The sequence below is a fragment of the Micromonospora sp. NPDC048898 genome, assembly GCF_043198035.1.
Classification (GTDB): domain Bacteria; phylum Actinomycetota; class Actinomycetes; order Mycobacteriales; family Micromonosporaceae; genus Micromonospora.
Genome location: NZ_JBICUF010000004.1, coordinates 44,379 through 60,722, shown reverse-complemented (window position 1 = coordinate 60,722; position 16,344 = coordinate 44,379). Strand labels below are relative to the sequence as shown.

The 16,344-nt window shown below is 71.7% G+C and carries 15 protein-coding genes; 5 read left to right on the top strand and 10 right to left on the bottom strand.

What is annotated here, in order from left to right; translation table 11 throughout:
* Positions 1 to 36: 36 nt before the first annotated feature.
* Entirely contained in the window at positions 37 to 891 is an 855-nt protein-coding gene (locus ACGFIQ_RS13415; protein ID WP_393243313.1) for a helix-turn-helix domain-containing protein, read from the bottom strand.
* 150 nt (positions 892 to 1,041) lie between these two features.
* Between ACGFIQ_RS13415 and ACGFIQ_RS13410 the strand changes: the two genes are divergently transcribed.
* Positions 1,042 to 2,151, top strand: coding sequence for an NAD(P)/FAD-dependent oxidoreductase (locus ACGFIQ_RS13410; RefSeq protein WP_393243311.1), 1,110 nt, complete (start codon positions 1,042 to 1,044; stop codon positions 2,149 to 2,151).
* A gap of 7 nt (positions 2,152 to 2,158) precedes the next feature.
* Here the strand turns inward: ACGFIQ_RS13410 and ACGFIQ_RS13405 are convergent, their stop codons facing one another.
* Positions 2,159 to 2,791: a TetR/AcrR family transcriptional regulator gene (locus tag ACGFIQ_RS13405; RefSeq protein ID WP_393243309.1), complete on the bottom strand. Its 633-nt coding sequence runs from the start codon at positions 2,789 to 2,791 to the stop codon at positions 2,159 to 2,161.
* Between the two features lie 129 nt (positions 2,792 to 2,920).
* Between ACGFIQ_RS13405 and ACGFIQ_RS13400 the strand changes: the two genes are divergently transcribed.
* Entirely contained in the window at positions 2,921 to 3,955 is a 1,035-nt protein-coding gene (locus ACGFIQ_RS13400) for an aldo/keto reductase (protein WP_393243307.1), read from the top strand.
* A gap of 122 nt (positions 3,956 to 4,077) precedes the next feature.
* Here the strand turns inward: ACGFIQ_RS13400 and ACGFIQ_RS13395 are convergent, their stop codons facing one another.
* Positions 4,078 to 4,569, bottom strand: coding sequence for an NUDIX domain-containing protein (locus tag ACGFIQ_RS13395; RefSeq protein ID WP_357068488.1), 492 nt, complete (start codon positions 4,567 to 4,569; stop codon positions 4,078 to 4,080).
* Between the two features lie 57 nt (positions 4,570 to 4,626).
* Between ACGFIQ_RS13395 and ACGFIQ_RS13390 the strand changes: the two genes are divergently transcribed.
* Positions 4,627 to 6,276 (top strand): fatty acid--CoA ligase, encoded by a 1,650-nt coding sequence (locus ACGFIQ_RS13390; protein ID WP_393243305.1) that lies wholly within the window; start codon positions 4,627 to 4,629, stop codon positions 6,274 to 6,276.
* 185 nt (positions 6,277 to 6,461) lie between these two features.
* Here the strand turns inward: ACGFIQ_RS13390 and ACGFIQ_RS13385 are convergent, their stop codons facing one another.
* The 6 genes from ACGFIQ_RS13385 to ACGFIQ_RS13360 form a co-directional block, all read right to left on the bottom strand.
* On the bottom strand, positions 6,462 to 7,472 hold the full coding sequence (locus tag ACGFIQ_RS13385; RefSeq protein ID WP_393243303.1) for an NADPH:quinone reductase: 1,011 nt from the start codon (positions 7,470 to 7,472) through the stop codon (positions 6,462 to 6,464).
* Positions 7,473 to 7,500: 28 nt separating this feature from the next.
* Positions 7,501 to 8,154: an HAD family hydrolase gene (locus ACGFIQ_RS13380; protein ID WP_393243301.1), complete on the bottom strand. Its 654-nt coding sequence runs from the start codon at positions 8,152 to 8,154 to the stop codon at positions 7,501 to 7,503.
* Between the two features lie 32 nt (positions 8,155 to 8,186).
* Positions 8,187 to 9,014, bottom strand: coding sequence for a hypothetical protein (locus tag ACGFIQ_RS13375; protein ID WP_393244000.1), 828 nt, complete (start codon positions 9,012 to 9,014; stop codon positions 8,187 to 8,189).
* Positions 9,015 to 9,202: 188 nt separating this feature from the next.
* Positions 9,203 to 9,877: an FKBP-type peptidyl-prolyl cis-trans isomerase gene (locus ACGFIQ_RS13370; protein ID WP_393243299.1), complete on the bottom strand. Its 675-nt coding sequence runs from the start codon at positions 9,875 to 9,877 to the stop codon at positions 9,203 to 9,205.
* A gap of 146 nt (positions 9,878 to 10,023) precedes the next feature.
* Positions 10,024 to 10,659: a DUF4241 domain-containing protein gene (locus ACGFIQ_RS13365; protein WP_393243297.1), complete on the bottom strand. Its 636-nt coding sequence runs from the start codon at positions 10,657 to 10,659 to the stop codon at positions 10,024 to 10,026.
* Positions 10,660 to 10,734: 75 nt separating this feature from the next.
* Positions 10,735 to 11,766: a Ku protein gene (locus ACGFIQ_RS13360; protein WP_393243296.1), complete on the bottom strand. Its 1,032-nt coding sequence runs from the start codon at positions 11,764 to 11,766 to the stop codon at positions 10,735 to 10,737.
* An 85-nt stretch (positions 11,767 to 11,851) separates the two neighbouring features.
* On the opposite strand from ACGFIQ_RS13360, the gene ligD (ACGFIQ_RS13355) reads away from it, so the two are divergent.
* A complete protein-coding gene (gene ligD / locus ACGFIQ_RS13355) occupies positions 11,852 to 12,793 on the top strand; it encodes a non-homologous end-joining DNA ligase (protein WP_393243294.1) in 942 nt (313 codons plus the stop codon).
* The gene (ligD, locus tag ACGFIQ_RS13350) at positions 12,783 to 13,694 is read left to right on the top strand and encodes a non-homologous end-joining DNA ligase (RefSeq protein WP_393243292.1); all 912 of its coding nucleotides are present in this window, start codon (positions 12,783 to 12,785) and stop codon (positions 13,692 to 13,694) included. Before ligD (ACGFIQ_RS13355) ends, ligD (ACGFIQ_RS13350) begins: the two co-directional genes overlap by 11 nt.
* A 315-nt stretch (positions 13,695 to 14,009) precedes the next feature.
* On the opposite strand, the gene ACGFIQ_RS13345 is transcribed toward ligD (ACGFIQ_RS13350), so the two are convergent.
* Positions 14,010 to 16,310: an esterase-like activity of phytase family protein gene (locus tag ACGFIQ_RS13345; RefSeq protein ID WP_393243290.1), complete on the bottom strand. Its 2,301-nt coding sequence runs from the start codon at positions 16,308 to 16,310 to the stop codon at positions 14,010 to 14,012.
* Positions 16,311 to 16,344: the final 34 nt, after the last annotated feature.

The following is a 16,344-nucleotide window of genomic DNA, read 5'->3' as shown; positions in this document are numbered from 1 at the left end:
GTGCCCGCTGGCCGCCCCGGTCCGGGGCGGCCGGTGTCACCCGGCCACGAGGCGTAGCGGCTGCGGGTGTTGGCCGTTGAGGCGGTCGAGCGCGGCGGAGGTCGCCGCATCGGCGGGCAGGTACACGATCAGATGTTGGTCGTCGTCGGCCGGGAGTTCGAGGGTCTCGTAAGCGAGCCGGAGCAGACCCGCCTCGGGATGGGCCAGCCGGAAGATGCCGCTGGCCTTCGGCAGGCTGGGCACTGTGTCGACGCGCCGGGTGAAGGCGTCGCCCGCCGTGATGGTCAGCTCGTCGGCCAGGGCGGCCATCGGCGGGTAGGCCCGGAACGGACCTTGTTTGAGGGCGGCCACCTGCTCGTCGGCCAGGTGGTCCCAGTCGGGGTATGCGCTGCGAGCCCGGGCGTCGCTGAGGATGAACCGGGCGAGGTTGGCCGTCGTCGCGTCCAGCAGACCGATCGGACCGACCAGCCGCACGTACCCGGCGGTGTGGGCGAGGACGTCGCTGAGCTGGTTGAGCAGCACCGCCGGTGCGGGTTCGAGACGGTCGAGCAGCGCCCGCACGCTCGGACGTACCTCGCCGCTCGGGGGGATGCGGCCCCGGCAGTTGTAACTGGGATCGGCCGCCTTGGTGAGGTGGTGCAGGTGGGCGCGTTCGTGCCAGTTCAACCGGAGTGCGTTCGCGAGCGCGGCGAGCACCTGCGGGGACGGTCGGCGGTCGCGGCCCTGTTCGAGTCTCGTGACGTACTCGACGCTCACGTCGGCGAGGGCCGCCACCTCGGATCGGCGTAGCCCAGGGGCGCGACGGCGCGGCCCGGCGGGGAGCCCCACCTCGGCCGGTGTTACCGCTTCCCGGTGGAGGCGCAGGAACAACCCAAGCTCGTTGTCGCTCACCACCCGAACGTAACAACGTCGGCCAATCGGATGGTGTCCCTGCCACTACCAGCCTCAGTCCGGTCTCCCTGGAGGTCGGCGAGCTGACGACCGTGGGGAAGGCGTTCGACAGCTGTCGAGCGTGAATCCTCGGTCGGCAGGAGCTGGATCATGAGTCGTACGGTTGCGATCGTTGGTGGCGGTTACGGGGGCACGGCGGTAGCCAAGGCGTTGGAGGCCGAGGCCGATGTCGTCCTCATCGATCCTCGGGACGCGTTCGTCAACGTGGCGGGATCGCTGCGGGCGCTGACCCGGCCCGACTGGGCCGGCAACATGTTCTTCCCCTTCGACACGGTGCTCACCCGGGGCAGGGTGATCCGGGATCGAGCCGTCTCGGTAGATCTTGGTGGTGTCACGCTGGCCTCGGGTCAGCGTGTCGCGGCGGACTACCTGGTCCTGGCCACCGGCTCCGGTTACGCCTACCCGGCCAGACCCACTGCCGACTCGATCGAGGAGGCGCTCGATGACCTGCGCCAGACCAACAAGGAACTGGTCAGCGCCGAGCGGGTGCTGATTCTCGGCGCCGGGCCGGTCGGGCTGGAGTTGGCCGGCGAGATCAAGGAAGCCTGGCCGGACAAGCACGTGACGATCGTCGACCCGGCCGAGCAACTGCTGCCGGCCTTCGGTCCGGAGCTGCGCGACGACCTGCACCGGCAGCTCGACGAGTTGGGCGTCGAGGTGCGGCTGGGCACCAGCCTGGACGCGCCCTTGACCACCGAGGCCAATCGGGCCGCGACCGTCACGGTCACCACCACCGACGGCGACGAGATCACCGCCGACATCTGGTTTCGTGCGTTCGGCCTGCGGGTCAACAGCGACTACCTCGCCGACGGTCGGCTCACCACGCTCACCGCACAGGGGCAGGTGCCCGTCACCGAAACTCTCAACGTGCGCGGGGCCGACGGCGTTCTCGACCATGTCTACGCGGTCGGCGACCTCACCGATGTCGCCGAGGACAAGATGGCCGCGTACGCGTTGGGGCACGCCGAGGTCGTGGCGCAGAACATCGCCGCCCAGCTGCGTGGCGAGCAGCCCACGGCCAGTTACCAACCGATGCCCCACCCGATGATCCTGGTCCCGCTCGGGTCGCGGCAGGGTGTCGGTCAGATGCCGACGCCCGACGGCCCGGCCGTCGTTCCTGCCGCGGTGGTCTCCGAGTACAAGGGCGTCGACCTGTTCACCGGGCGTTTCACCGAACAGTTCGGCCCCACCGCCGGTTGAAGCCGGGTCAGGCGGGGCGGCGGTAGACGCCGTACCACCAGGTCGCGGCCAACTCCCGGGCGGCCGCCGCGTCGCTCTCGGGGTCGGCCGAGGTCGTGCTGACGTGGTCGGCCAGGAAGCGGTCGCCGCCGACCACGATCAGCCGGCTGGCCGTCGTCACGTCCAGGTCGGCGGGGGTACGCCCGGCCTGCTGTTCGATCCGGAGCACGTCGACGGTACGGGTGACGAACTGCTCCAACCCCGCCGCCCAGTACTCCCGGACCACCTCGTCGTACGCGGCGACCTCGTTGATCGCCGCCAGCACCGGAGCGTATGTCCGGTAGATCCGGATCACGTCGGCGAAGATCTCGGTCAGCACCGCCAGCGGATCGCCCGGTGCGCTGGGGCTCCACTCGCCGGTACGGCCGAACGAGCTCTCCCGCATGGTCCCGGCGAGGCGCATGAGCAGCTCGCTCTTGTCCCGGAAGTGGGTGTAGAAGGTCGACCTCGCCACCCCGGCCTCGGCGGCGATCCGCTGGACGCCGAGGTCGGTGAAGCGGGCCCCCTGCTGGAGCAGCCGCTCGGTGGCCGCCAACACCCGCGCTTCGACGGCGGCACGCCCGTCGGGGTTGCTCGGACGGCGGCGGGTGATCGAGGGCATAGCCGGAATCCTAGGTGGCCAGGTGCGCGACCGGCGACGTACGCTCGTTGCCGGACATGGTGTCCGACATAATGACCGGGAAGCGCCCGCTGGCGGGCCCCGAAACACGCACCACGAGGAGCGACACACGTGAAGTACCGACTGCTGGGCACCACCGGGGTGTACGTCTCGGAGATCTCGCTCGGCGCGATGACCTTCGGTGGCAGTGGGCACCCGATCTACGGCAGCCTCGGCGGGCTGTCCCTGCCCGACGCCCAGCGGCTGGTGGACACCGCGCTGGACGCCGGGGTCAACTTCGTCGACACCGCCGACGGCTACAGCGACGGCGAGAGCGAGGAACTGCTCGGCCAGGCGCTCGGCAAGCGGCGACGCGACGTGGTGCTGGCCACCAAGGTGCACTCCCGCACGGGGCCCGGCCCGAACGACGTCGGCACCTCCCGACTGCACATCATGCAGAACCTGGAGGACAGCCTGCGTCGGCTGGGCACCGATCACATCGACCTCTACCAGATCCACAACTTCGACCAGATCACTCCCATGGAGGAGATGCTGCGCGCGCTGGACGACGCGGTCCGGCAGGGCAAGGTCCGCTACATCGGCGCCGCCAACTTCGCCGCCTGGCAGATCTCCAAGGCGCTGGGCATCTCCGCCCGCGAGAAGCTGGCCGGCTTCGTCTCGGTGCAGGAGTACTACTCGCTGCTGGGCCGGGACGTGGAACGCGACGTCGTGCCGATGGCGCTCAACGAGGGGGTCGGGCTGACCGTCTGGAGCCCGCTCGCCGGCGGCTTCCTCTCCGGCAAGGTCAGCCGGGACGGCGCCGTCGCCGACAGTGGCGCACGCAGCGCCCAGCCCGGTTACTCCAGCTTCACGCCGTTCGACCCCGAGCACGCCTTCGGCGTCGTCGACGTGCTCAGGGGCGTCGCCGAGCGGCACGGGGTCAGCCCGGCCCGGGTGGCGGTCGCCTGGCTGCTGTCCCGGCCCGCCGTGACCAGCGTGATCGTCGGTGCCCGCAAGCAGGAGCAGCTGGTGGACAACATCGCCGCCTCGGATCTCACGCTGACCGAGCAGGATCTCACCGAGCTGGACGAGGCCACCAAGCTGCCGGTCGCGTACCCGAACTGGATCCAGGAGGGGTTCTTCGCCGGGATGCGCCTGCCGCAGTGACGCACGGCCCCGGGGGTGGGCCGCAGTGACGCATGGCCCGGGGGTGGGCCGTGGCGACGCATGGCCCGGGGGGTCGGGCCGTAGCGACGCACGGCCCCGGAGTCGGCGACTCCGGGGCCGTCCTACTTCAGGATGAGCCTGTTGGTCTGCTCGAAGACGTCCAGGTCGGCCAGGGTCTCGGTGACCGAGGCGGAGAGCGGGGCGGGGAACCGGTCGCGGGGGAAGAAACCGGCGTCGGTGGTCTCGTCGGTGACCCGGGCCAGTTGCCCGTCCCACTCCTCCACCTTGAACGCCGTGGTGAAGACCTGGTACGTGTGCCCGTACATGTTGGTGCTCGTCCGGTCCGGCCCGGTGTAGAGGGCGAACGCGCAGACCCGCAGCGCCCGCAGCCCGGTCTCTTCGCGGACCTCGCGGACCGCGCAGTCGGCGATCGACTCGCCCAACTCCATCGCCCCGGCCGGCATGGCCCACTGGCCGTTGTCCGAGCGTTGGATGAGCAGGATGCGTCCGGCGTTGTCGCTGACCACGGCACGGGCGCCGACGAACATCAGCGTCCGGTCCCCGGCGAGTGCGCGCAACTGCCCCACGTACGAGTCGGCCCAGGAGATGCTCACCTGCGACAACTTACCGGGGGTTCCCAATGTGTGACCGCCGACACTAGCTTGTTACCCATGCGTAGCACGATGATGGACGCCCCTCTGCAGATCTCCCGGATCCTCGACCACGGTGCAGGGGTGCACGGCACGGCCGAGGTGGTCACCTGGACGGGCGCCGAACCCCGCCGGATGACGTACGCCGAGGTGGGCCGGGCCGCCGCCCGGCTGGCACACGGGCTGCGCGACGAGTGTGGGGTGACCGGCGACGAGCGGGTCGCCACCTTCATGTGGAACAACAACGAGCACCTGGTCGCCTACTTCGCGGTGCCGAGCATGGGTGCGGTGCTGCACACGCTCAACATCCGGCTCTTTCCCGACCAGGTCGCCTACATCGCCAACCACGCCGAGGACCGGGTGGTGCTCGTCGACAGCACGCTCATTCCGCTACTGGCCCGGGTGATCGGTGAGCTGGCCACGGTGCGGCACGTGGTGGTGGTCGGTGGTGGTGACCCGGCGGCGCTGGTGGCGGCTGCCGGCGACCGGATCACCGTGCACCACTGGGACGCGCTGCTCGCCGGCCGGCCGGACGTCTTCGACTGGCCCGAGGTGGACGAGCACGACGCCGCGGCGCTCTGCTACACCTCGGGCACCACGGGCAACCCGAAGGGTGTGGCCTACTCGCACCGGTCCATCTACCTGCACTCGTTGCAGGTCTGCATGCCGGAGGGCTTCGGTCTCGGGCCGACCGACCGCGAGTTGGCCATCGTGCCGATGTTCCACGCCATGTCCTGGGGCCTGCCGTACGCGGCCTTCCTCTCCGGCGCGTCGCTGATCATGCCGGACCGGTTCCTCCAGGCCGCGCCGATCGCCGAGATGATCGCCGCCGAGCGGCCCACCCTGGCCGGGGCGGTGCCGACCATCTGGACCGACCTGCTGGCCTACCTGGACAGCCACGACGTGGACACGTCCTCGCTCGCCGAGGTGATCGTCGGTGGCTCGGCCTGCCCGCCGGCGCTGATGCACGCGTTCGACGAGCGGCACGGGATCGACGTCATCCACGCCTGGGGGATGACCGAGATGTCCCCACTGGGGTCGGTCTCGCGTCCGCCCGCCGGTGCGACGGGCGAGCAGGCGTGGCGCTACCGCTACACGCAGGGGCGGGTGCCGGCGGGCGTGCGGGCGCGGATCGTCGGGCCGTCCGGCGAGCAGTTGTCCGCCGACGGCGAGTCCGTGGGCGAGCTGGAGGTCCGTGGGCCGTGGGTGACCGCCAGGTACGTCGGCGACGACACCCCGGACGAGGAGAAGTTCCGGGACGGCTGGTTGCGCACCGGCGACGTGGGCACCCTCTCGCCGGACGGGTACATCACGCTGACCGACCGCGCCAAGGACGTGATCAAGTCCGGCGGTGAGTGGATCTCGTCGGTGGAGCTGGAGAACGCGCTGATGGGCCACCCGGCGGTGCTGGAGGCGTGCGTGGTGGGTGTGCCGGACGAGCGGTGGGACGAGCGACCGCTGGCCACCGTGGTGGTCCGGGAGGGCGCCTCGGTGACGGCCGAGGAACTGCGCGACTTCCTGGCCGGCTCGGTGGCGCGCTGGCAGCTGCCGGAGCGCTGGGCGTTCATCGACTCGGTGCCGAAGACGAGCGTGGGCAAGTTCGACAAGAAGGTCGTCCGTTCGCGGTACGCGGAGGGCGAGCTGACCGTCCGGGAGTTGGCAGCGCCGTAACGTCTTGCCCGGCACTGTCGCCGCTGGCGGTGGAGTGCCGCTGGACATTCCTCCGCAGGGGCGGCCCCGGCGTTCGCACCGCGCCGGGGCCGCCCGTTCCACGCGGGGCGACCCGCACAGTCATTGTTGCGAAACTTGTTCGCTTCTGTCCTGATGACGGGGAAATCAGATGGTCGGCGACCCGATCAGGCGTCGCTGGTGGTGACCAGCACCTTGCCCACCGCCGAGTCCTCCACCGCCTGGTGCGCCGCGGCCGTCTCGGCCAGGGAGTAGCGGTGCAGCGGCAGGCCGGCATCGGCACCGACCCGGATGCCGCCCTGGGTGGCCGCCGCCGCCACGTCCTTGACGCCCTGCGCCTTGGCCGCCTTCGGCTCGGTGTAGACGAGCACGAACTGCCAGCGCGCGTTCGGCACCATCATCGCCCGGATCGGAATGGCCACCTCGTCGCCGCCGTCGTCGGCGTACACGCAGACCGCGCCGCCGTGCCGCAGCACCCGCACGTCCACCGCCGCGTTCGTCGCCGGAGCGACCTCCACGATCGTGTGGACCCCGTCGGGGGCGATCTTGCGGACCTCCGCGACCACGTCCTGCTCGCGGTAGTTCACCACGTACGAAGCACCGGCCGCCGCCGCGAGCTGGGCCTTCTCCGCGCTGCTCACCGTGGCGACCACCGTGGCATCGGCCCAGCGGGCGAGCTGGATCGCCGCATTGCCGACCGCACCCGCCCCGCCCTGCACCAGCACGGTGTGGTCGGCCAACGCGCCGGCACGCAGCGTGTCCGGCATGAACTCGCCGGCGGTCAGGCAGCGGTGCGCGGTGAGGAACGGGATGCCCAGCGCGGCCCCCACCTCGAACGAGGCGTCACCGAGGCGGACCGCCTGTCGCACCGGCACCAGCGTGTACTCCGCCGCCGTGCCCCACGGCCGCTGCCAGGCGGCCTCCCAGATCCAGACGCGCTCACCGATCAGGTCCGGGTCGACCCCATCGCCGACCGCCTCCACCACGCCCGCGCCGTCCTGCCCGGGAATCTGCCAGCCCTGCGGCGCGGAGGACCGGCGGGACTTCCAGTCGGTCGGGTTGACCCCCGACACCGCCACCCGCACCAGAACCTCACCCGCCCCGGGTGTCGGCACCGGCCGGTCGACCAGTTTCAGCACCGAAGGGTCGCCGGTGTGCTCGTACACGATGGCTCTCATGCGTGGTCTCTACCCCCCTCGGCTGGCGTCAACCCAGGCTGTCCACCAGCTCCGGGGTCAGCTCACCGATCGACCCCAGCGTCACCACGGCGAGCCGGGCGGCGTCCGGGTCCAGGGGATACGAGCCGTGTGGCACGGCAACCACCCGCATCCCCGCCGCGGCGGCCGACCGCACCCCGTTCGACGAGTCCTCCACTGCCACACAGTGGGCCGGGTCGACGCCGAGGCGCTCGGCGACACTCAGGTAGACGTCGGGTGCGGGCTTGCCCCGCTCGGTCTGCTCGGTGGAGAGGGTCGCGCCGAACGCGTCGGTCAGGCCGGTGGCGGCCAGCGCCGCCTCGATCAACCGGGTCGGCGACGAACTGGCCAACCCCAGCGGCCACCGCCCGGCCAGCCGGCGGACGACCTGGTCAGCGCCGGCGATCAGGGGTACGTGGGCCCGATAGCGACGGGCCATCTCCTCGACCACCTCGACGGCGACCTGCTCGGCGGTGCGCCCGACGCCCAGCTCGCCGCTGAGGTAGTGGGCCCACTCGCCGGTGCTCATCCCCATCAGCCGTTTCTGGGTGTCCGGCTGCCACGTCCCGCCGTGCGCGGCAACGTACGCCCGGCGGACCTCCTCCCACACCGGCTCGGAATCCACGATCACGCCGTCCAGGTCGAAGACCACCGCATCCGTCACGGGCCCATCCTGCCTGACCGGTGGGCGCTCGGTCAGCCCGGCAGCGCGGGCAGGCCGAGCGGGCTGCTCTCGGGGAGCAGGGTGTGGCCGGAGCGGGCGATCGGCTCCAGCAGCTCTTGGAGCCGGTCCGTGTCGGGGGCACCGAGCGCCTGCCACGGGTGCCCGGCGGCCCGGTCGGTGGCGTCCTCGACGGCCTGGAACTCGGCCCGGCCGTGCTCGGTGGGCGCGCCGTCGCCGGTCAGCCAACCCCGCCGCGTCAGCCGCTCGCGGGCGGCCTGCCACTGCTCCTCGGACCAGCCCCGACCCAGCAGGTACTGCGGCGGAGAACCGTCCAACGCGACCCGCCAGGTCAACGTCTCCACCGGGTCCAAACCGGCGGCCACCAGCGCCGCCACGTGCCCGTCGCCCCGGTGTTCGCGCAGCGTGGTGGCCGCCTGCCAGAGCCGCGCCAACGGATATTCCCCGACCGGAAGCGCCGCGTTGGCCGCGCCGAGCACCCGGCCGGCGGTCTGCGCCGCCGAGGCGGCCCGTTCCAGCAGGTCGGCGGCCTCCGCCAGGTGCGACTCCGGCAGTTCGTAGGTCAGCTCGGCGAGCGCCTGCACGGCACCTGTCAGTCGGGCGCGCAGCGCCTCCGGCGGGGTGGCCAACCGCCAGACCGCCGGCAGCGCGCGGGCCACCATCGGCGGCGCGAAGTTGAAGAAGGCGGCGATCACCGGGGCCGCCTCGGTGGCGCCCAGCGGCGCGGCCCGGCCGGCGAAGTAACCACGCCAGTAACCGCGCAGACCGACCGCCTCGTACGCGGCGCGGGCCCGGGGGTGCAGGTAGGTGACCGCGTGGACCGGCTCGAAGTACGCCCACATCGACCGGGCGGCCCGCCCAGGCTCGTCCAGCGCCGTCATCTGCACCTCCGCGTCGGAGTCCCGGATCTCACCCCGGACGGCGAACCGCCCGGGGTGACGCCGAACCTACTGCCGCTGGGTGACGGGCCGGAAGCCCCATGTGAACAACTCCATCGCACCCCGGCGACAACCGGGGCGATCCGGGCGGGTCACTGGGCGGCGATCACGTCCACCACGAAGCGCAGCGGGCCGGTCGGGCGCCCACCGGCGGCGGCCGGGTCGTTGCCGTAGCCCAGCTCGCCCGGGATGTCGAGCTGCACCCGGCTGCCCACCGTCACGCCGACCAGGCCCTGGTCCCAGCCGGGAATGACCTGGCCGACACCGATCGGGAAGGTCACCGGCTGCCCGCCCTTCCAGGAGGAGTCGAACTCCTTGCCGTCCTTGTAGAACACCCCCACGTAGTTGGTGGTGATGTTCTGGCCCTTCTTGACGGCCGGGCCGGTCCCCTTGATCAGCGGGGTGACCGCGAGCTTCTTGAGCTCGCCCGTGCCCGGCTTCACCGTCGGCTTGGTCTTCAGCGCCGGGTCGGCGTCGGCCGGCAGTTGCGGAGCGGGGGGCGCGGCGGGCTCGTCGGGGGCCGGGACGGTCGCGGACGGGGTCGCGTCGGCCTGGTTTTTCTGCTTGTCGTCGCCTCCGCCGCCGATCGTCACGAAGACGCCGATCAGCACCCCGGCAACGGCGACGGCGGCGAGGCCGCTGATCACCGCGTTGCGCTTGCGCTTCCGGTCGGCGGCCTTCTTCGCCGCCAACTGGGCGGCCAGCCGGCGCCCCGACTTGGTTGCCGGGCTCTGGTCCGGGCCCGTCTGCTGCGTCCGCTCGCTCACGTCGTCGACTCCCTGCTGCGAAGTGTGGCCGGCACCCGGTGCCGGGGGGAAAGCCGACGCACACGGTACCCGCACCACGGCCCACCGTGCCCGCCGCGGAGGTCGCGGATCGCCCAACGCGGCAGTTCCGTGTCGTTCCCGGTCGGTTATTCCGGGACGACCATGAAGTCGGTCACGAACGAGGTGACCCGGCCGTCGTCGGCACGGCCGATCCAGGTGCCGTAGCAGCCGTCGCCCCAACCGGTGGCCACGGTGACGACGTTGGCACCGCTGGCCTCGTCCAGGACGGCGGTGATCAGCCCGGGGACCGGGGACGAGGGCAGCCTGTCGATGAAGACCTGCTCGACCTGGTCGTAGTCCCAGCCTTCCAGGACACTGAGCGCCGTCGGGTCGGCGAGGGTGCCGGCACCGGCGTCCACCCCGTACCCGAAGTAGTCGTCCGCACCGAGGGTGGCGACGTCCTGGTCGCCCGCGACGGCCGGCTCCCAGCGGGTGGCCGGCTCGTCGGAGACCAGCAGCTGGAACGCGGCCACCCGCCGGTCCACCTCGGCGTCCTCCCGGAGCACCACGGCCACCCAGGCGCGGGCGGCGTACCGCCCCGGCGGCACGGTCACCGTGAACGGCTCGGCCTCCGGGCAGACCAGCGGGTCGCACCCGACCACCTGGCCGGTGGGCAGCACGACGTCACCCACCGGGTGCGCCTCGATCAGGTACGCGCCGTGCTGGTCGGTGAAACGGGCGCCGGACGTCAACAACCGGTCCAGGTCAGGGGTGTACGGCATGAGGGCTCCTCCGGTGGCCAGCGGCCGGCGGAGCGTACCCAACCGGGCGGACACCGCCGCCGCTGCCGTACCCGGTCAGGCGCTCTTGCGGGGTGCGGCCTTGCGGGCGGTCGTCTTCTTCGCCGGCTCCGCCTTCTTCGCGGTGGTCTTCTTGGCGGCGGTCTTCTTCGCCGGCTCGGCGGCCTTCTTCTCGGCCGTCTTCTTCGCCGCGGTCTTCTTCGCCGGGGCCTTGGCCGCCTTCTTCTCTGCCGCCTTCTGCGCCGACCGGGCCGACGAGATGGGTGTCGGCTCGCCACCGCCACCGCCGCCACCACGGGCGGCTGGCTCGCCGCGGGCCGCCTTGGCCCGCTCCACCGAGGCCTTCAACGCGGCCATCAGGTCCACCGCCGCGGCCGGGGCCTCCTCGGCCTCCTCCGGCTGGACGACCTCCCGACCCTCCACCTTGGCGTCGATGACCTCCTGCAACGCGGCCCGGTAGTCGTCGGTGAAGACGTCCGGCTCGAACTCGCCGGTCATCGAGTCGATCAGGGAACTGGCCATCGCCAACTCCGGCGGGCGCACCTTGAGGTCCTCGTCGAGGAAACCAAAATCCGGGGTACGGATCTCGTCCGGCCAGAGCATGGTGTTGAGCAGCAGCACACCCTCGCGGACCCGCAGCGTGGCGAGCTGCTCCCGCTGGCGCAACGCCACCTTGACGATGGCCACCCGCTCCGAGTCGATGAGCGCGTCGCGCAGCAGCACGTACGGCTTGGCGGCCGTGCCCTCCGGCTCGAGGAAATACGCCTTGTTGTAGAGGATCGGGTCGACCTGCTCGGCCGGGACGAACTCCAGCACGTCGATCGCGCGGGAGCTGGTCAACGGCAGGTCGGCGAAGTCCTCGTCGGTGAGGATCACCATCTCGCCGCCGCCGATGTCGTAGCCCTTGGCGATGTCGTCGTAGGTGACCTCCTCGCCGCAGACCGAGCAGGTGCGCTTGTAGCGGATCCGGCCGCCGTCCTCGCGGTGCACCTGGTGGAACCGAATGTCCTTCTCCTCGGTCGCGGAGTAGAGCTTCACCCCGATCGAGACGAGCCCGAACGACACGGCTCCCTTCCAGATGGCACGCATCCTGCGCTCCCTTCCCCGGTATCGACCATGCTCGCATCCCGAAGAACCGGACGCGAGGTGTTCGGCCTGCTACTACAGTCGGGTCGTGCCCGGCGCGCCGCTCAAGCCGATGCTCGCGATGACCGGGCCGCTCCCGGCGGGTGCCGGCTGGGCGTACGAGTTCAAGTGGGACGGGGTCCGCGCGCTGGCCGACATCTCCGGCGGCGACCAGCACCTGTATGCCCGCTCCGGCGTGGAGATCACCGCCGCGTACCCCGAGCTGGCCACCCTCAACGAGCAGGTCGACGATGCCCTGCTCGACGGCGAGGTGGTGCTGCTCGGCCAGGGCGGGCAGCCGTCGTTCACCGCGTTGGCCGAGCGGATGCACGTACGGGACCGGGCCAAGGCGGCCCGGCTGGCCGCGGTCATGCCGGTCACGTACATGATCTTCGACGTGCTCCGGCTGAACGGCGACGACCTGACCGGGTGGCCGTACGAGCGCCGCCGGGAGGCCCTGGACACGCTCGCCCTCGGTGGCCTCCGCTGGGCGGTGCCGCCGGTCTTCGCCGACGGCCCCGCCACCTACGAGGCCGCCGGGGAGCACGGTCTGGAGGGGGTCATGGCCAAGCGGGTAGGTGCCGTCTACCGCCCGGGGGTGCGCTCGCCGGACTGGGTGAAGGTCAAGCTGGAGGTGACAGGCGACTTCGTCATCGGCGGTTGGCGACCGGGCGCGCGCCGGATCGGCGGGCTGCTGGTCGGGGTGCCCGGCCCGGACGGCCGGCTGGTCTACCGGGGGCGGGTCGGCGGTGGGATCGGCGCGGCCGTCGAACGGCAGCTCCTCGCCGAGCTGGAGCCGCTGCGTTCCGGCGCGTCACCGTTCGCCCCGGGTGTGCCGCGCGAGGATGCGCGGGGTGCCATCTGGGTAGAACCCCGGGTGGTGGTGGAGGTGAAGTACGGCCAGCGCACCCCGGACGGCCGACTGCGCTTCCCCCGGGTGCTGCGGTTGCGCCCGGACAAGCCTCCCGAGGAGGTCGACGATGCCGGCTGAGCGGCTACGGGTGGACGTCGAGGGTCGCCCGCTGGAGCTTTCCAACCTGGACAAGGTGCTCTACCCGGCGGCCGGTTTCACCAAGGGTGAGGTCATCGACTACTACACCCGGATCTCGCCGGTGCTGCTGCCGCACCTGCGGGACCGGCCGGTGACCCGGATCCGCTTCCCCAACGGGGTCGAGGACAAGTCGTTCTTCGAGAAGAACACACCGGCCGCGACCCCGGACTGGGTGCGTGTGGAAAACCTGCCCGCGCCGGGGTCGACGAAGGGTCGGGAGACCATCGACTACGTGGTGGCCGACGACCTGCCCACCCTGGTCTGGCTGGCCAACCTGGCCGCGTTGGAGCTGCACACGCCGCAGTGGAAGGTCGGCCAACAGCCGGACATGATGGTCGTCGACCTGGACCCGGGGCCACCGGCCGGGCTCGCCGAGTGCTGCCCGGTGGCGGTGCTGATGCGCGACCGGCTCGCCGACGACGGCATCGACTCGTACCCGAAGACGTCCGGCAAGAAGGGCATGCAACTCTGCTGCCCGATCGCCGGCACCCAGTCCTCCGATGACGTCTCCGCGTACGCCCGGCGGATCGCCCAGGAGTTGGAGCAGGAGCACCCGAAGCTGATCGTGTCGAAGATGGCGAAGAACCTGCGCCCGGGGAAGGTCTTCATCGACTGGAGTCAGAACAACGCGGCGAAGACCACAGTCGCCCCGTACTCGCTGCGGGCCCAGTCGGTGCCGTCGGTGTCGACGCCGCTGACCTGGGACGAGGTCGAGGCCGGCGCCCGCGGCCGGAAACCGGCAGTCCGCCAGTTCACCGCCGCCGAGGTCCTGGCCCGGGTCGAGGAGTACGACGACCTGCTCGCCCCCCTGCTCGACGGCGGCCCGGAGTTGCCGGGCTGACACTGGGTGACGGTGGATGCCCCGGTGCTCACGGGCGGCACCAGCAGCAGAGTGTCACGGGCTGCGGTGTCCCGCCCGGGCCACCCACCGCCTTTGCTCTGCATACCTATATGCACCACCGCGCTGAACTGGGACTTCGCGACGGCCGCGCGGTCGAGAGGCGGGAACGCTTATTACGGAGCGTGCGCGTCGCATATAGGGGTGCAGAGCAAAGGCTCCGCGGTGGGTGTGGTGGCCCGTAGCTGGGGTCACCTGACGTGATCGGCCGGCGTCCACCGCGGGGGTGGACGCCGGCCGCAGGGAGCTGGCGGTGGGTCAGTTGCGGCCGAAGACCTCGCGGCTGGAGCCGAGGCGCAGGAGCACCGTCTCGCCGGTGGCGTCCTGCATCCCGTCGTTGTCGGTGATCGCGTACACCTCGCCGTTGCCGGCGACGGTCAGGCCCTCCAGTTTCTCCTGGGTCCAGCCGTTCGTGGCGCGCAGCGCGGGCAGCACGTCGACGGCGAGCGTCTTCGGCAGCACGGTCAGCGGGCCGGTCGCCGCCGCGGCGGGCAGCGGCACCGTGTAGATCCGCTTGACCGTGGCGGCCGGCCCGTTCAGCTTGTCCCGCTCGATGACCGCGAGCCGGTCGCCGACCACTGTGATCTCGGAGAGGCCCATCCAGTCACCGGGCACGGTGGTGGCGCCCAACTGGTAGCCGTACCAGCTCCAGGTGCCCGCCGTGACGTCGTAGCGGCCCAGCCGGACGATCCCGGCCGGGTCGGTGCTCAGCTCCCGCTGCACGGCCACCCAGACGATCTCCCGGCCGTGCCGGTCGGTGGTCGCCGTGACGCCCTCCAGGCCCTGCTTGCCCAGGCCGGCGGCGACCTCGGCGGGCAGTGTGACGGTCTGCCGGGTCACCCCGGCGGCGTCGAGCCGGACCAGCTTGTTCTCCGCGCCTTTGGTGCCCTCGACGGCGAGCCAGAAGCCGCCCTGCGGACGGGCGACGATGCCCTCCGCGTCATACCCGACAGGTGCGCCGGCCGCGTCCCGCACCGGCAGCGCGCCGGTGATCAGAGCCGGTGACCGCTTCGCGTCGATGGTGAGGATCCGGGTCTGGCCGTACGCCGCGTCGGTGACGCTGTAGAGCTGGTCCCGTTTGCCCGGCACCGCGCTCAACGCGCCGAGCGCGCCCCACCCGATCGGGGTGCCGGTGCGGTCCGCGCCGGAGACGATGCTCGGGAACTCCGGGGTGCCCCTGCCGAGCTGGAAGAGCGACACCGAGGCGCGGACGTTCACCGAGGCGTCGTCCTCCTCACTGGAGACCGCGAGCAGCCCGCGTGACGGGATGGGCAGCAGCCCTTCCGGCCCGTTCGTGGTCGGCAGGATCTGCCTGAACACCGGCCGGGTGGGGTTGCCCAGGTCGTAGACGGCGACGAAGTTGCTGCGCTCCGAGCCGACGAACGCGTACCGCACGCCGTCGTACTCGGCGACGGCCACGCCCTCCGGCTCGGTGCCCTTCTTGCCGGCCCGGTCATCGTTGTGCAGCCCGTAGGTGACGGCGAGCCGCTCGAAGGTGTTACCGGCGTCCCAGGCGACGCGTCCGGTGCGGCCGTCGAAGACCGACCAGCCACGGGTGCCGCCGTGCCAGTCGCCCTCGTTGGCGGTGGCGAGGTAGCGGTCGTCGACCCAGGCCACCGCGTCCGGCTCACGCGGCACGTCGGCGATGCTGCCGGTCAGGTCGATGACACCGTCCTTTGCGGTGTCGATTCCGCTGATCGTGGCGGTGCCGGCGCTGAACACCGTGGTGATCCGGCCGGTGGGCAGGTCGATGAGGGCGACGCCGTTGTTCTCCTGGAGCGTCACGGCCAACTGGTTGCGGCTGTTGATCGAGACGTACTCCGGCTCCGGGTCGGTCGGCGCGGCGAGACCGGCCTGGACCAGGGCGGGCAGCGCGCTCCCGTCGCCGCCGGTCAGCGCGACCGGCCGCAGCCGCCAACCGGCCGGGGACTTCCCGGTCAGGTCGACGATCTGCACGAAGCCGGCGGGCGCCTGGGGCAGGTCGCCCTCCTCGCCGCCGGGCGGGGTGGCCTCCTCGTCGCGCTCGTTCTCGATGGCGATCGCCGCGTACCGCTTGTCCTTGCTGATCGCGATCGAGTCCGGCTGACCACCGAGGTCGAAGCTGGCCACCCGCTTGCGGCTGGCCAACTCGATCACGTCGAGCCGACCCGATGGCGCGGTGTAGCTACCGCTGGTGTTCACCACCACCAGCACGTACTTTCCGACCACGGCGACCGAGGTGGGCTCGTCCTCGGCGTTGCCGAGCTGTGCCAGGGAGAGTGTGCCGAGGCCGCGCGGCCGGTCGGCACGGGAGATGTCCAGGAAGCCGATGCGCCGGGCCAGCGCGTCGGTGTGGACGAGGGTGCGGCCGTCCTCGCTGACCGCCGAGATCTCGGCGACAGTCGCGGTCGCCGGGTCCTCCCCGGTCGGACGGTTCTGGAACACCGGATACGTGGCGACCCGGTCGAAGGCGAGCGGCGGGTGGTGGTGTCCGCCCGCCGACGCGGGGGTGGCCCCGGTCAGGCTGGCGGCGGCGACACCGGCTGCGGTGAGCGCGGTGAATGCTCTTCTGAGAGTCAAGGACTTCCTCCGTTAGGTCGTACCCGCACGGAGG

Excerpts from the sequence above, each read along its gene's own strand:
- ACGFIQ_RS13360 (WP_393243296.1), bottom strand. The coding sequence starts at position 11,766 with ATGCGTGCCATCTGGAAGGGAGCCGTGTCGTTCGGGCTCGTCTCGATC.
- ACGFIQ_RS13405 (WP_393243309.1), bottom strand. The coding sequence starts at position 2,791 with ATGCCCTCGATCACCCGCCGCCGTCCGAGCAACCCCGACGGGCGTGCC.
- ACGFIQ_RS13365 (WP_393243297.1), bottom strand. The coding sequence starts at position 10,659 with ATGCCGTACACCCCTGACCTGGACCGGTTGTTGACGTCCGGCGCCCGT.
- ligD (WP_393243292.1), top strand. The coding sequence starts at position 12,783 with ATGCCGGCTGAGCGGCTACGGGTGGACGTCGAGGGTCGCCCGCTGGAG.
- ACGFIQ_RS13390 (WP_393243305.1), top strand. The coding sequence starts at position 4,627 with ATGCGTAGCACGATGATGGACGCCCCTCTGCAGATCTCCCGGATCCTC.
- ACGFIQ_RS13375 (WP_393244000.1), bottom strand. The coding sequence starts at position 9,014 with ATGTGGGCGTACTTCGAGCCGGTCCACGCGGTCACCTACCTGCACCCC.
- ACGFIQ_RS13410 (WP_393243311.1), top strand. The coding sequence starts at position 1,042 with ATGAGTCGTACGGTTGCGATCGTTGGTGGCGGTTACGGGGGCACGGCG.
- ACGFIQ_RS13385 (WP_393243303.1), bottom strand. The coding sequence starts at position 7,472 with ATGAGAGCCATCGTGTACGAGCACACCGGCGACCCTTCGGTGCTGAAA.